2 protein-coding genes are annotated in these 15,616 nt (G+C 76.9%); both read right to left on the bottom strand.

All coding sequences use genetic code 11. From position 1 onward, the window contains the following. A partial coding sequence (locus C5N14_RS34015) for a type I polyketide synthase (RefSeq protein WP_117672161.1) occupies positions 1 to 9,710 on the bottom strand: 9,710 nt, incomplete at its 3' end. A 46-nt stretch (positions 9,711 to 9,756) separates the two neighbouring features. Next, positions 9,757 to 15,616, bottom strand: a 5,860-nt coding sequence (locus C5N14_RS27365; protein WP_117672158.1) for a type I polyketide synthase, incomplete at its 5' end; no start/stop codon positions are given.

Raw genomic sequence — 15,616 nt, 5'->3', positions numbered from 1 at the left:
AACGCCTCACGCGGCGAGATCCCGAAGAACCCCGCGTCGAAATCCGCCGCCTCGTACAGGAATGCCCCGCTGCGGACGTAGGAGGTGCCGGTGGAATAGGGGTCGGGGTCGTACAGGCGCTCGACGTCCCAGCCCCGGTCGCCGGGCAGGTCGGAGACGGCGTCCCGGCCGGCGTGCAGCATCTGCCAGAACCGCTCCGGGTCGGTCGCGCCGCCGGGGAACCGGCAGGACATGGCGACGATGGCCACCGGCTCGTCGTCGCCGAGCGGGACGAGGGCGGTCTCCACCGGGGCCTCGGCCCCGCCGCCCAGTTCCTCGTGCAGGTGCCGGGCGAGCGCGGTCGCGGTGGGGTAGTCGAAGACCAGGGTCACCGGTAGGCGCAGCCCGGTGGCGGTGGCGAGCCGGTTGCGCAGCTCCACGGCGGTCACCGAGTCGAAGCCGAGGTCCCGGAACGCGTGGTGCGGGTCGACGGCCTGGCCGCCGTCGTACTTGAGGACGGTGGCCGCCTGGTCGCGGACCAGGTCGAGCAGCGCCTGCTGGCGCTCGGCGGCGCTCATCCGGGTGAACGCCCCGGCCGGGCTGGGCTCCTCCGCCTCCTTCGCCTCGACGAGGCCCTTGGTGGCCGCAAGGCGCTGCGCCTCGGGGATCTCGGCGATCAGCGGCCCGGGCCGGGTGGCGGTGAACGCCACGTAGAACCGGTCCCAGGCGATGTTGGAGATGGTCAGGAACGTCTCGTCGTGCTCGACGGCCTGGTGCAGCGCGGCGACGGCGAGCCGGGGGTGCATCTCGGGCGCGCCGTGGCGGTGCAGCATCCGGCCGAAGTCGCCCTCGGCCATGCCGCCGCCACCCCAGGCGCCCCAGCCGATGGAGGTGGCGGGCAGGCCGAGGCCGCGCCGGTGCTCGGCGAGGGCGTTGAGGAACGCGTTGCCGGGGGCGTAGTTGCCGACGCCGGAGCTGCCGACGGTCCCGGCCATCGAGGAGAACAGGACGAACGCGTCGAGGTTCCGGTCGCGGGTCAGCTCGTGCAGGTTCAGCGCGGCGGTGACCTTGGCGCTGAGCGCGTAGTCGACCTGCTCCAGGGTGAGCGAGTTGATCACCGAGTCGTCGAGGACGGCGGCGGTGTGCACGACGGTGGTCAGCGGGTGCTCGGCGGGCACGTCGGCGATGACGGCGGCGAGCGCGTCGCGGTCGGCGGCGTCGCAGGCGGCCACGGTGACCCGGGCGCCGAGGCCGACCAGCTCGGCCTCCAGCTCGGCGATCCCCTCGGCCTGCCGGCCGCGCCGGCTCAGCAGCACCAGGTGGGACGCGCCGTTGGCGGCGAGCCAGCGGGCCATGTGCCCGCCGAGGGCCCCGGTTCCGCCGGTGACCAGGGCGGTGCCGGAGGGCCGCCAGGTGCGGGTGGCGGGGGTGTCGCCGAGCGGGGCGCGCAGCAGCCGGCGGCCGAACGCGCCGCCCCGGCGCAGCGCCACCTGGTCCTCCCCGTCGACGCCGGTGAGGACGCGGACCAGCCGCCGGCCGGCGGCGTCGTCCAGCTCGTCGGGCAGGTCGACGAGGCCGCCCCAGCGGTCGGGGTGTTCCAGGGCGGCGACCCGGCCGAAGCCCCAGGCGAGCTGCTGCACCGGGTGCGGCAGCGGGTCGGCGGGGTCGGTGGAGACGGCGCCGCAGGTCAGCGTCCACAGCGGGGCGCGGACGCCGGCGTCGCCGAGGGCCTGCGTGAGGATGACCGTGCCGGCGAAGCCGACCGGCGCGGACGGGTGCGCCGGGGCGGGCGTCTCGTCGAGCGCGAGCAGCGACACGATCCCGGCGACCGGCCCCGCCGCGGCGAGGTCGCGCAGCCGGTCGGCGAGGGCGGCGCGGTCCGTCCGCTCGGCGTCCAGGGTCAGGGGTACGACGGTGCCGCCGCGGCGGTCGAGGGCGTCCCGGCAGAACGCGGCCTGCTCGACGGCGGTGTCGTCGGGGCCGGTGACCAGCCACCAGGTGCCGGCGGCGGTGGGCTCGCCGGTCCCGTCGACGGGGACGGGCAGCCACGCGTCGCGGTACCGCCAGGAGTCCACGGTGGCCTGGTCACGGTGCCGGCGGCGCCAGGCGGCGAGGACCGGCAGCACGTCGGCGACGGCCGCCTCGGGCAGCGGGTCGGCCGCGTCGGCGGCGAGTTCGGCGGCGAGGGCGTTGAGGTCCTCGGCCTCGACGGCGGCCCAGAACCGGGCGTCGACCTCGTCGACCTCGACCGGGCCGGCGGAGGCGGACGGGGCGGACGCCGGGGCCGGCTGCGGCCAGTACACCTGCCGCTGGAACGGGTACGTGGGCAGGTCGCGGCGGCGCGCGGCGAGCCCGGCGAACGCGGGCCGCCAGTCGACGGGCGTACCCCCGGCGTAGACCTCGGCCGCGGCGCGGAGGAAACGGCCGAGGCCGCCCTCGTTGCGGCGCAGCGTGCCGGTGACGGTCACCGCGCCCGGGTCGGCGGCGGCCAGCTCGACGCTCTCCTGCACGGCCATGGTGAGCACCGGGTGGGCGCTGACCTCGACGAAGGTCTGGTAGCCGGCGGTGACCAGGCTGCGCACGGCGTCGTCGAAGCGGACGGTCTGCCGCAGGTTGCGGTACCAGTAGTCGGCGTCGAGGCCGGCGGTGTCGAGCCAGTCGCCCTCCACCGTGGACCGGAACCGGATCTCGCTGGTGCGCGGCGTCAGCCCGGCGAGGAGTTCCAGGAGCTGCTCGCGCAGCGGCTCGACGTGCGCGGAGTGCGAGGCGTAGTCGACGGGGATCCGGCGGACCCGCACCTCGCGGGACTCGTAGTGGGCGACGAGTTCGTCGAGGGCTGCGCTGTCGCCGGAGACGACGACCGAGGTGGGCCCGTTGACGGCGGCGAGGGCGACCCGGCCGTCCCAGCGGGCGATGGTGCCGGTGGCCTCGTCGGCGGTGGTGGCGACGGAGACCATCCCGCCGTCCCCGGCGATGCCGGCGATGATCCGGCTGCGCAGGGCGACCACGGCCGCCGCGTCGTCGAGGGTGAGGGCGCCGGCGACGTGCGCGGCGGCGATCTCGCCCTGCGAGTGGCCGACGACGGCGGCCGGGCGGACGCCGTACGACTGCCAGAGCGCGGCGAGGGAGACGCCGACCGCGAACAGGGTGGGCTGCACGACGTCGACCCGGTCCAGGGAGGGGGCGTCGGGCGCGCCGCGCACCACGTCGGTCGGCGACCAGTCGACGTACGGGCGCAGCGCCTCGGCGCAGGCGGCGAACTTCTCGGCGAAGACGGGGGCAGTGTCGAGCAGCTCGGCGGCCATGCCGATCCACTGGGAGCCCTGGCCGGGAAAGACGAAGGCGACCTCGCCCGGCGTACCGGCTGGTCGGGTGACGGTCTGCGGGTCGGGCCGGCCGTCGGCGAGCGCGCCCAGCGCGGCGGTCAGGCCCGCCCGGTCGGCGGCGAAGACGACGGCCCGGTGGTCCTGGGACGCCCGGGTGGCCACCAGCGACCAGCCGACGTCGGCGAGCGTGGCGTCGGCAGGCCCGGCGTCGGCGAGGGCGGCGAGGTGGGCGGTCAGGTCGCGGGCGCGGGCGGCGAGGGCGGCGGCGGTGCGCCCGGACAGCACCCAGGGCAGTTCCCCGGTCGGGGCGCCGGTCGGCCCGCCGGCGGCCGGGGCGGGCTCGTCGGCGGGGGCCTGTTCGAGGATGGTGTGCACGTTGGTGCCGCTGATGCCGAACGAGGAGATCCCGGCGCGGCGGACGCCGTCGGCCGGTTCCCAGGGGCGGGCGGCGGTGAGCAGCTCGACGCTGCCGGCGGACCAGTCGACGTGCGGGGTGGGCTCGTCCACGTGCAGGGTGGGCGGCAGCACCCCGTGCCGCATGGCGAGGACCATCTTGATCACGCCGGCGACGCCGGCGGCGGCCTGGGTGTGGCCGATGTTCGACTTGATCGAGCCGAGCCACAGCGGCCGGCCGGCGGGACGCTCGTGGCCGTACGTGGCGATGAGCGCCTGCGCCTCGATCGGGTCGCCGAGGGTGGTGCCGGTGCCGTGCGCCTCGACGGCGTCGACCTGGTCGGCGGTGAGCCGGGCGTTGGCCAGGGCCTGCCGGATGACCCGCTGCTGCGCGGGGCCGTTGGGGGCGGTGAGCCCGTTGGACGCGCCGTCCTGGTTGACGGCGCTGCCCCGGACGACGGCGAGGACCGGGTTGCCGTCGCGGCGGGCGTCGGAGAGCCGCTGGAGGACCAGCAGGCCGACGCCCTCGCCCCAGCCGGTGCCGTCGGCGGCCCCGGCGAACGGCTTGCACCGGCCGTCGGCGGCCAGCCCGCGCTGCCGGGAGAAGCCGACGAAGATGCCGGGGGTGGCCATCACGGTGGCGCCGCCGGCCAGGGCCAGGTCACACTCCCCCGCCTGGAGGGCCTGCGCGGCGAGGTGCATGGCGACCAGCGACGACGAGCAGGCGGTGTCGACGGTGACGGCGGGCCCGTGCAACCCGAAGGAGTACGCGAGCCGGCCGGAGATGACGCTGGCGGAGGTGCCGGTGGCGAGGTAGTTCTCGTCGACGCCCCCGGCGGCCATCAGCAGCGAGCCGTAGTCCTGGCCGTTGGTGCCGACGTACACGCCGGTGCGGCTGCCGCGCAGCGCGGTCGGGTCGATCCGGGCCCGCTCGAACGCCTCCCAGGTGGTCTCCAGCAGCAGCCGCTGCTGCGGGTCCATGGCCAGGGCCTCGCGGGGGCTGATGCCGAAGAAGGCGGGGTCGAACTCGCCGGCCCCGGCGACGAAGCCGCCCTCGCGGACGTAGCTGGTGCCGAGGTGCTCGGGGTCGGGGTGGTACAGCTCGGCGATGTTCCAGCCGCGCTCGCCGGGCATCAGGGTCATCGCGTCGGTGCCCCCGGAGACCAGGTCCCACAGTTGCTCGGGCGAGGACACCCCGCCGGGGAAGCGGCAGCTCATCGCGACGATGGCGATCGGCTCGCGGTGCAGGTCGGTGCCGTCGGCGACCACCTCGCCGGGAGCGTGGCCAGCGGTACGGTCGTGCAGGTGAGCGGCCAACTCGGCGACGGTGGGGTGGTCGAAGACGAGGGTCGCGGGCAGGGTCGTGCCCGTCTCGGCGGTGAGCCGGTTGCGCAGCTCGACGGCGGTGAGCGAGTCGAAGCCGAGGTCGCGGAAGGTGCGCTCGGGCAGCGGCTGGCCGGCCGGGTAGCCGAGCACCGCGGCGGCCTGGGTGCGGACCAGCTCGGTGAGCTGCGGCAGGGACCGGCCGACGACCACGGCGCGGACGGGGCCGGCGGGCACGGCGGGCACCCCGGGCAGGGCGGCGATCAGCGGGGTGGGCCGGCCCCAGGAGGCGGCGAGGCGTCCCCAGTCGACGTCGGCGACGGTGAGGGCCGGCTCGGCGGAGTTGACGAGCCGACCGAGCGCGGTGACCGCCTCGGCGGGGGACAGCGGGTTGACGCCGCCGCGGGTGAGCCGGGCGGTCAGCGCGGCGCTGGCCGCGGCCATCCCGTCGGCGGCCCAGGCGCCCCAGGCGAGCGCGGTGGCGGGCAGCCCCTGGCCGCGCCGCCAGGCGGCGAACGCGTCGAGGTACGCGTTGGCCGCCGCGTAGTTGCCCTGGCCGGCGCTGCCGACGACGCCGGCGAGGGAGGAGAAGAGCACGAACGCGTCGAGGTCCCGGCCGGCGGTGGCGTCGTGCAGCACCCGGGCGGCGCGGACCTTGCCGGCGAGGACGGCCTGCATCCGGGCCGCGTCGAGGCCGTCGAGGACGCCGTCGTCGACGATCCCGGCGGTGTGCACGACGGCGGTCAGCCCGGGCAGGCCGGCGACCAGCGCGGCGACGGCGTCGGCGTCGGCCACGTCGCAGGCGACGATGCGGGCGGCGCCCAGCTCGGCCAGCTCCCCGGTCAGCTCGGCGGCGCCGGGAGCGTCCGGGCCCCGGCGGGAGGCGAGCACCACCTCGGCGGCGCCGTTGGCCAGCAGCCACCGGGCGGTGTGCCGGCCCAGCGCGCCGGTGCCGCCGGTGACCAGCACCGTGCCCGACGGCCGCCAGCCGGGGCCGGCGGGCGCGGCGGCCGGGACGAGCCGGCGGCCGAAGGTGCCCTGCGGGCGGATGGCGACCTGGTCGTGGCCGGCGTCGGCGAGGACGGCGAGCAGCGCGTCGCCGGTGCTCCGGTCGAGGCGGTCGACGGTCCCGCCGGTCGGGTCGGCCTCGCCGGACCGGGTGCCGTCGGCGGGCAGGTCGATCAGGCCGCCCCAGCGGTCGGGCTGCTCCAGGGCGACGACCCGGCCGAGCCCCCAGGCCGCGGCCGACGCCGGGTCGGCGACCTGCTCACCCCCGCCGACGGCCACCGCGCCCCGGGTGAGGCACCAGAGCCGGCCGGGCAGGCCGGTGTCGGCGAGGGCCTGGGTGAGGGTGAGCAGCAGCGCGGTGCCGGCGGGCACGGCCGGCGCGTCCGGCAGCGTCGCGTCGCCCTCGGGCAGCACGCACACCACCCCGGCCCACCCCGACTCCCCGAACTCCCGCAGCGCCTCGCCCAGCTCGCCCCGCGCCGTGTCGGGGCTGACGACAAGCCGGTCAACGCGCGCCCCCGCCCCGGCCAGCACGCCCGCCACCCCCGACGGCTCCGCGCGATCTTGCACTTCGGGCCCCGACGAGAGCCGCGGAACACCCGTCTCGGGGGCCGCCGGCGCAAGATCGGCGGGGGTGGGGGTGGTGACGATCAGCCAGCGGCCCGTCAGGGCCGGGGCCGGGGTGGGGCGGACCGGTTCCCAGTCGACGCGGTACGACCAGGCGTCCAGGGCGGCGTCGCGGAGGCGGGCCCTGCGCCAGGACGACAGCACGGGCACGGCCGGGGCGAGCGCCTCGACGGCGGCCGGGTCGTCCTGCACGGCGAGGTGGGACGCCACGGCGGGCAGGTCGCCGCGTTCCACGGCCGCCCAGAAGTCGCCCTCCGTGCCGTCGGCCGGCCCGGCCTGGTCGGCGGCGGGGCCGAAATCGGGCCAGTACCGCTGGTGCTGGAAGGCGTACGTGGGCAGGTCGACCCGGGTCGCGCCGGTGTCGGCGAACCACGGCTGCCAGGTGACCGGGACGCCGTGCACGTGCAGCTCGCCGAGGGCGGCGAGCAGGGCTGCGGCCTCGGTCCGGTCCTTACGCTGGGCGGCGACGGCGAGCACGCCCTCGACGCCGGACAGCGCGTCGGCGGTCATCGCGGTGAGCACGCTGCGCGGCCCGACCTCCAGGAACGTGTCGACGCCCGCGGCGCGCAGCGCCCGCACGCCGTCGGCGTACCGGACTGCCTCGCGGACGTGCCGCACCCAGTAGTCGGCCGTGCGGATCTCGTCGGGATCGGCGAGCGCGCCGGTCAGGTTCGACACCACCGGCAGCGTCGGCGCGGCGAACGTCAGCTTGTCGAGCACGGCGCGGAACCGGGCCAGCATCGGCTCCATCAGCGGGCTGTGGAAGGCGTGGCTGACGGTGAGCCGGCGGGTACGCGCGCCCCGGTCCCGCCAGGCCCGCTCGACCTCGTCGAGGGCCTCGGCGTCGCCCGACACGACGACGGAGGTGGGCCCGTTGACGGCGGCGATCCCGACCCGGTCGGTCAGGCCGGCCAGCGACGCCAGGACGTCGGCCTCGGTCGCGGCGACGGCGAGCATCCCGCCGCCGGCCGGCAGGGCCTGCATCAGCCGGCCCCGGGCGGCGACCAGCGCGCAGGCGTGTTCGAGGGAGAGCACCCCGGCCACGTACGCGGCGGTGATCTCGCCGATCGAGTGACCGCCCACGAAGTCGGGCGCGATCCCGAACGACTCGACGAGCCGGAACAGGGCCACCTCGACGGCGAACAGGCCGGCCTGGGTGAACACGGTCTGGTCCAGCAGCCCGGCCGCCGCCGAACCCGGCGAGGCGTTCAGCACCTCCCGCAGGGGGCGCGGCAGGGCCCGGTCCAGGTGCCCGCACGCCTCGTCGAGGGCGGCGGCGAAGACCGGGAAGGTCTCGTACAGCTCCCGGCCCATCCCGGCGCGCTGCGCGCCCTGGCCGGAGAAGAGGACCGCGAGCTGGCCGCGGGTCGAGCCCGTACCGGTGAGCACGGTGCCGGCCGGCGAGCCGGCCGCGAGGGCCCGCAGCCCGGCGAGCAGGTCGTCCCGGCCGGTGGCGACGACGACCGCGCGGGTGTCCAGGGCGGACCGGGAGGCGACCGACGAGAAGGCGACGTCGAGGGGGCGCGGATCGGCGGCGGCGTCCAGCCACCCGGCCCAGCGGCCGGCCTGCGCGGCGAGCGCGGCCCGCGACCGGGCCGACAGCAGCACCGGTACGACCGGACGGTCGGCCGTCGGAGCCGGGGCGTCCTCGCCCGCCTCGGGGGCGGGCGCCTGCTCGACGATGGTGTGCGCGTTGGTGCCGGACACCCCGAACGACGACACCGCCGCCCGGCGGGGCCGGTCCACGGCCGGCCACGGGGTCGCCTCGGTGGCGAGGCTGACGGCCCCGGCGGTCCAGTCGATGTGCGGGGACGGCTGGTCCACGTGCAGGGTGGGCGGGACGATCCCGTGCCGGATGGCCAGCACCATCTTGATCAGCCCGGCGACGCCAGCGGCGGCCTGGGTGTGGCCGATGTTCGACTTGACCGAGCCGAGCAGCAGCGGCGCGGCGTCACCCCGGTCCTGCCCGTACGTGGTCAGCAGCGCCTGCGCCTCGATCGGGTCGCCGAGCCGGGTGCCGGTGCCGTGCGCCTCCACCACGTCGACCTGTTCGGGGGTGAGCCGGGCGTTGGCCAGCGCCTGCCGGATGACCCGCACCTGGGAGGGGCCGTGCGGGGCGCTCAGCCCGTTGGACGCGCCGTCCTGGTTGACGGCGCTGCCCCGCACCACGGCAAGCACCGGGTACCCGTGGCGCTGGGCCTCGGAGAGGCGGGCGAGCAGCAGCATGCCGATGCCCTCGGACCAGGAGGTGCCGTCCGCGCCGGCGGCGAACGCCTTGCACCGGCCGTCGGCGGCCAGCCCGCGCTGCCGGGAGAAGCCGACGAAGACCGCCGGGGTGGGCATGACCGTCACGCCGCCGGCCAGCGCCAGCTCGCAGTCGCCGTTACGCAGCGCCTGCGCGGCGAGGTGCACGGCGACCAGCGACGACGAGCAGGCGGTGTCGACGGTGACCGCCGGCCCCTCCAGGCCGAGGGTGTACGCGACCCGGCCGGAGATGACGCTGGTGGCGTTGCCGGTGAGCAGGTGCCCCTCGCCGTTCTCGGCCTGGGCCTGGGCCATCATCCCGTCGTAGCCGTGCGACGCGGCCCCGACGAACACGCCGGTACGGCTGCCCCGCACCGCCGGCAGCGGCAGCCCGGCCCGCTCGAACGCCTCCCAGGACGTCTCCAGCAGCAGCCGCTGCTGCGGGTCCATGGCGACGGCCTCGCGGGGCGAGATGCCGAACACGTCGGCGTCGAAGTCGGCGGCGTCGTAGACGAAGCCGCCCTCGGAGACGTAGCTGGTGCCCGGGTGGTCGGGGTCGGGGTGGAACAGCCGGTCGAGGTCCCAGCCCCGGTCGGCGGGGAACGGGCCGATGCCGTCCCCGCCGTCACGGACGAGCTCCCAGAGCTGCTCCGGTGAGGAGACGCCGCCGGGGTAGCGGCAGCTCATCGCCACGATGGCGATGGGCTCCTGCGCCCGGTCCTCCAGCTCGCGCAGCCGCCGCCGGGTGCGCCGCAGCTCCGAGGTCGTACGCTTCAGGTACTCGACGTACTTCTCGTCCTCGTTGCTCACCGTGGACCCACCTCACTCGGCATGCCGTGGTCGTTGCGGCTGGTGGTCACGACGTCTCCAGCTCGCGGTCGATCAGGTCGAAGATGTTCTCGGCGGTGGCCGACTCCAGGTCGTCGTCGCCGTCCGCTTCCGACTGCCGCTCGGCCAGCCGGTCCAGCAGGCCGTGCAGCCGGTCGGTGATCCGGCGGAACTCGTCGTCGGCCGGGTCGAGGCCGGCGAGCGCCGCCTCGATGCGGTCGAGTTCCCGCCCGGCCACCGCCGACCGGTCCGCCGTCTCGGCCGGGGCGAACTGCCCGGCCAGGTGCGCGGCGAGCGCCGCCGGCGTCGGGTTGTCGAAGACCAGCGTCGCCGGCAGCCGCAGCCCGGTGGCCGCGCCGAGCCGGTTGCGCAGCTCGACCGCGGTGAGCGAGTCGAAGCCGAGTTCCCGGAACGCGCGGGTCGGCTCGATGCCGGCCGGGTCGCCGTGGCCGAGGACGACGGCCACGTTCGACAGCACCAGGTCGCGCAGGGCGCGTACCCGCTTGTCGTCGGAGAGGCCGGCCAGGGTCGCGGCGAACGCCTGCCCGTCGGCGGCCTCCCCGGCGGCGACCCGGCGGCCGGCGGCGCGGACCAGCCCGGCAAGCAGCGGGTGCACGGGCGCGCCCGGCGCCGCCGCCCCGGTGCTGATCTTCGCCGGCACGAGGACGGGGCGTTCGGACCGCCAGCCGGCGTCGAACAGGGCCAGGGCCTCGTCGTTGGACAGCGCGGCCATGCCGCCCCGGTCGAGCCGGCGGATGTCGGCGGCGTCGAGGTGCCCGGTCATGCCGCTGGCCTGTGCCCACCGGCCCCAGGCCAGTGCGACGGCCGGCAGGCCGAGGGCCCGGCGGTGCTCGGCGAGGGCGTCGAGGAACGCGTTGCCGGCGGCGTAGTTGCCCTGCCCCGGGCCGCCGAACACCCCGGCGGCGGCGGAGAACAGCACGAACGCGGTCAGCTCGTGGCCGAGCGTGGCCCGGTGCAGGTTCCAGGCCGCGTCGACCTTCGGCCGCAGCACCGCGTCGAGCCGGTCCGGGGTGAGCGAGGAGACGGTGCCGTCGTCGAGGACCCCGGCGGCGTGCACGACGGCGCGCAGCGGGTGCCGGGCGTCCACCATGGACAGCACGTCGGCGACGGCGTCCGGGTCGGCCAGGTCGGCGGCGACGATCGACACGTCCGCGCCGAGCGCCTTGAGGTCGGCCAGCAGCTCGTCGGCGCCCTCGGCGTCCGGGCCGCGCCGGCTGACCAGGAGGAACTGCCGGGCGTCGTGCGCGGTGACCAGGTGCCGGCAGAGCAGCGCGCCGAGGGTGCCGGTGGCGCCCGAGACGAGGACCGTGCCGTCGAGCCGGGGCGGCTGCGGGATACTCAGGGCGAGCTTGCCGACGTGCCGGGCCTGGCTGAGGAAGCGGAACGCCTCCGGGGCCCGCCGCACGTCCCAGGTGCGCCGGGGCAGCGGGCGCAGCGCGCCGGCGGCGAACAGCGCCATCAGCTCGCCGAGCATCCGGCCGATGGCGTCCGGCCCGGCCTCGATGAGGTCGAAGACCTGGTAGCTGACGCCGGGGTGGGCCGCGGCGACCCGCTGCGGGTCCCGCTTGTCGGTCTTGCCCATCTCGACGAACCGGCCGCCCGGGGCGAGCAGCCGCAGGGACCCGTCGACGAACTCGCCGCTGAGCGCGTTGAGCACCACGTCGACGCCCCGCCCGCCGGTGCGGTCGCGGAACTCCTCGGCGAAGTCGAGGGTGCGGGAGGAGGCGAGGTGCGCGTCGTCGAGGCCGGTGGCGCGCAGCGCCGGCCACTTGCCGGGGCTGGCCGTGCCGTAGACCTCCGCGCCGAGGTGGCGGGCGATCTGCACGGCGGCCATCCCGACGCCGCCGGCCGCCGCGTGCACCAGCACCGACTCCCCCGCCGTCAGCCGGCCCAGCTCGACCAGGCCGTACCAGGCGGTCAGGAACACCACCGGAACGGCGGCGGCGTCGGCGTACGACCAGTCGTCGGGGATGCGGGTGAGCAGGCGGTGGTCGGTGGCCGCGACGGAGGAGAACGAGCCGGAGAAGATGCCCATCACCCGGTCGCCGGGGGCGAGGTCGGTGACCCCCGGCCCGACGCCGAGCACCACGCCGGCCCCCTCGTTGCCCAGCACCTCCTGGTCGGGCACCATGCCCAGCGCCAGCACCACGTCGCGGAAGTTCAGCCCGGAGGCGCGCAGCGCGACGAGGACGTGCCCGGCCGGCAGGTCGCCCTGCGCCGGGGCGGGCAGCAGGGCCAGGTTCTCCAGCGTCCCCTGCTCGGTGACGTCGAGCCGCCACGGCGTGCCGTCGGCCGGCAGCGGCAGCACCCCGGCGTCGCGGGCCCGGACCAGCCTGGGTGCCAACGGCGCGCCGTCGCGGACCGCAAGCTGCGGCGCGCCGGAGGCGACCGCCGCCGGAACGGCCGCGAGGGAGGCGGCGGCCCCGTCGGTGTCGAGCAGCGTGAACCGGCCCGGGTGCTCGGACTGGGCCGACCGGACCAGCCCCCACACGGCGGCGCCGGCCAGGTGGCGGGGGGCCTCGCCGGGGGCCGCGCCGACCGCGCCGGCGGTGTGCAGGACCAGCCGGGCCCGGTCCAGCCGGGGCTCGCCGAGCCACGCCTGCACCAGGGCGAGGGCGTGCCGGGCCGCGTCGTGCGCGGCCTCGGCCGCCCGCGCCGGGTCCGCGTCGGTCCCCAGGTCGACCACCACGTCGGGTACGTCCCCGCCGCGCTCCATCGCGGCGACCAGCGCCGCCAGGTCGGGGTGGCCGGCGACGGGGTGACCGGCGGCGGCAAGCACGTCACCGAGGCCGGGGGTGTCGTCGCCGAGCAGCGCCCAGCGGGTCGCCGCCGCCGTCGCGTCGGCCGGCGGCAGCGGCGTCCAGTCCAGGTGGAACAGCGCGTTGCGGCGCAGCGCGGCGGCCTCGTCGGCGTGGCCGGCGGCGACCGGGCGGAAGGTCAGCGACTCGACGGTGGCGACCGGCTGGCCGGCGGTGTCGGCGAGGGTGACCGAGACGGTGTCCGGGCCCAGCGACCGCATCCGCACCCGCAGCCGGGTCGCGCCGTGGGCGTGCAGGCCGACCGCGCGGAAGGCGAACGGCATCCAGCCGGTGCCGGCGGCGGCGTCCTCGCCCAGCAGGGCGGTGAGCCCGCTGACCTGGAGGGCCGCGTCGAACAGGGCCGGGTGCAGCCCGAACCGGGGCGCCTCGGCGGCGGCGGAGTCGGGCAGGGCCACCTCGGCGTAGACCTCGTCGGCGCCGCGCCACACCCGGCGCAGGCCCCGGAAGGCGGGGCCGTAGCCGAGGCCGCCCTCGGCCATCGTCGCGTACCAGGCGTCGAGGTCGGCGTCGACCTCGACCGCGTCGGCCGGCGGCCACTGCCCCGCAACGACCATCGGGGCGGGAAGCTGCGGGAGCAGCAGGCCCTCGGCGTGCCGGGTCCACTCGCCCGTGCCGTCGGACTCGGGCCGGGAGTGCACGGTGACGACCCGCTCGCCGGTGTCGCTCGGCGCGCCGACGCGCACCTGCACCTGCACGGCACCGCCGGGCGGGAGCACGAGGGGGCTGATCAGCGTCAGGTCGCCCACGTGGCCGGCGTCGACCTCGTCGCCGGCCCGGACCACCATGTCGACGACGCCGGTGCCGGGAACGATCACCGCCCCGCCGACGGCGTGGTCGGCCAGCCACGGGTGGGTACGCACCGACAGCCGGCCGGTGAGCACCACAGTCTGGTCGTCGGCGACGGGGATCGCCGCGCTGAGCAGCGGGTGGCCGGCGTCCTGGAGGCCGGCGGAGCCGACGTCCCGGACCCGGTGGGCGGGCGGCTCCAGCCAGTAGCTGCCCCGGTGGAAGGCGTAGCTGGGCAGGTCGACGGTGGCCGTGGCGGCGAGGACGTTCGCCAGGTCGACGGGCAGGCCGACGGCGTGCGCGGTGGCCAGGTTGGTCAGCAGCCGGGTCGCGTCGTCGTCGCCCCGGCGCAGGCTGCCCAGCGTGTGCCCGGTGGCGCCGGCGTCGTCGAGGATCGCCGTCACCGGCATGGTCAACACCGGATGCGGGCTGATCTCCACGAACGTGGAGTGTCCCGCCGCGATGGCGACCCGGACGGCGGCGTCGAACTGCACGGTCCGGCGCAGGTTGTCGTACCAGTAGTCGGCGGTCATCGACGCCGGGTCGGCCCAGTCCCCGGTCAGCGTGGACACGAGACGGGTGTGCCCGGCCTGCGGTGACACGTCGGCCAGGTCGGTGCGCAACTGCTCGGCGACCTCCTGCACCGACGCCGAGTGCGACGCGTAGTCCACCGGAATCAGCCGGGCGCGGATGCCGTCGTCGGTGCACGCCTGCACCAGGTCCGCCACGGGCTGCGGCGGGCCGGAGACGACCACCGTCCCGGGACCGTTGACCGCCGCCACCCCGACCCCCGGGAAGCCCGGCAGCCGCTCGGCGACCGCCTGCGCGGACAGGTCCACCGACGCCATCGCCCCCGTACCCCGCAGCACCGCCAAGGCACGCGAACGCAGAGCCACCGTCCGCGCCGCGTCGTCCAGCGACAGGATGCCCGCCACGCAGGCCGCGCCGATCTCACCCTGCGAGTGACCGATGACCGCCTGCGGGGCGACGCCCGCGTGCCGCCACACCGCCGCCAGGGCGATCCCGACGGCCCACAGCACCGGCTGCACCACCTCGACCCGGTCCAACCACGACTCGTCCTCACCGGTGAGCACCGCGACCAGATCCACGTCCAGGAACGGGGCCAAGGCCCGCTGGCACTCCGCCAGCTTCGCGTCGAACACCGGCGTCCGACCGATCAGGCCGGCGGCCATCCGCGCCGACTGCGCACCCTGCCCGGGGAACACGAACACCGGACCGGCACCGTGGGACGCGGCCACGCCCGTCACCACGTCGGCGGCCGGCAGGCCGCCCGCGAGCGCTTCCAGGCCCGCCAGAAGCTCCTCGACGGTCGCCCCGACGACCGACGACCGCTGGTCGAACGTGGACCGGGTCGTGGCGAGGGACCACGCCACGGCGGCGGCGTCGAGGTCGCCGCGTCCCCGGAGGTGGGCGGCGAGGCGGGCGGCCTGGCCGGCGAGGGCGGCCTTCGACCGGGCCGACACCGGCCACACCGTCACGTCCGCGTCGACCAGGCCCGGGGCCACGGCGACGACGTTCGGACCGGCGGGCTCGTCGGCCTGCTCGATGATGACGTGCGCGTTGGTGCCGGACATGCCGAACGACGACACCGCCGCCCGCCGCGCCCGGCCCGTCTCCGGCCACGGCGTGGCCTCGGTGACGAGGGCGACCGCCCCGGCCGTCCAGTCGATGTGCGACGACGGCGCGTCGACGTGCAGCGTCGCGGGTACGGTCCCGTGCCGCATCGCCTGCACCATCTTGATGATTCCGGCGATGCCGGCGGCGGCCTGGGTGTGGCCGATGTTCGACTTGATCGAGCCGAGCAGCAGCGGGGCGGCGTCGCCCCGCTGCTGGCCGTACGTGGCCAGCAGCGCCTGCGCCTCGATCGGGTCACCCAGGGTGGTGCCGGTACCGTGCGCCTCCACCACGTCCACGTCCGCCGTGGACAGCCGCGCCGACGCGAGGGCCTGCCGGATCACCCGCTGCTGGGAGGGCCCGTTCGGCGCGGTGAGGCCGTTGGACGCGCCGTCGGAGTTGACCGCGCTGCCGCGCACGATCGCCAACACGTGATGCCCGTTGCGGCGCGCGTCGGACAGCCGCTCGACCAGCAGCACACCGACGCCCTCACCCCAGCCGGTGCCGTCCGCCGCCTCCGCGAACGGCTTGCAGCGGCCGTCGGCGGCGAGGGCCCGCTGGCGGGAGAACTCGGCGAACGTGCCGGGGGTGGCCATGACGGTGACGCCGCCGGTCAGGGCGAGATCG

Origin of the sequence: Micromonospora sp. MW-13 (genome assembly GCF_003434305.1) — a bacterium.
Lineage (GTDB): Bacteria > Actinomycetota > Actinomycetes > Mycobacteriales > Micromonosporaceae > Micromonospora.
This window is presented reverse-complemented; position numbering and strand designations above follow the sequence as displayed.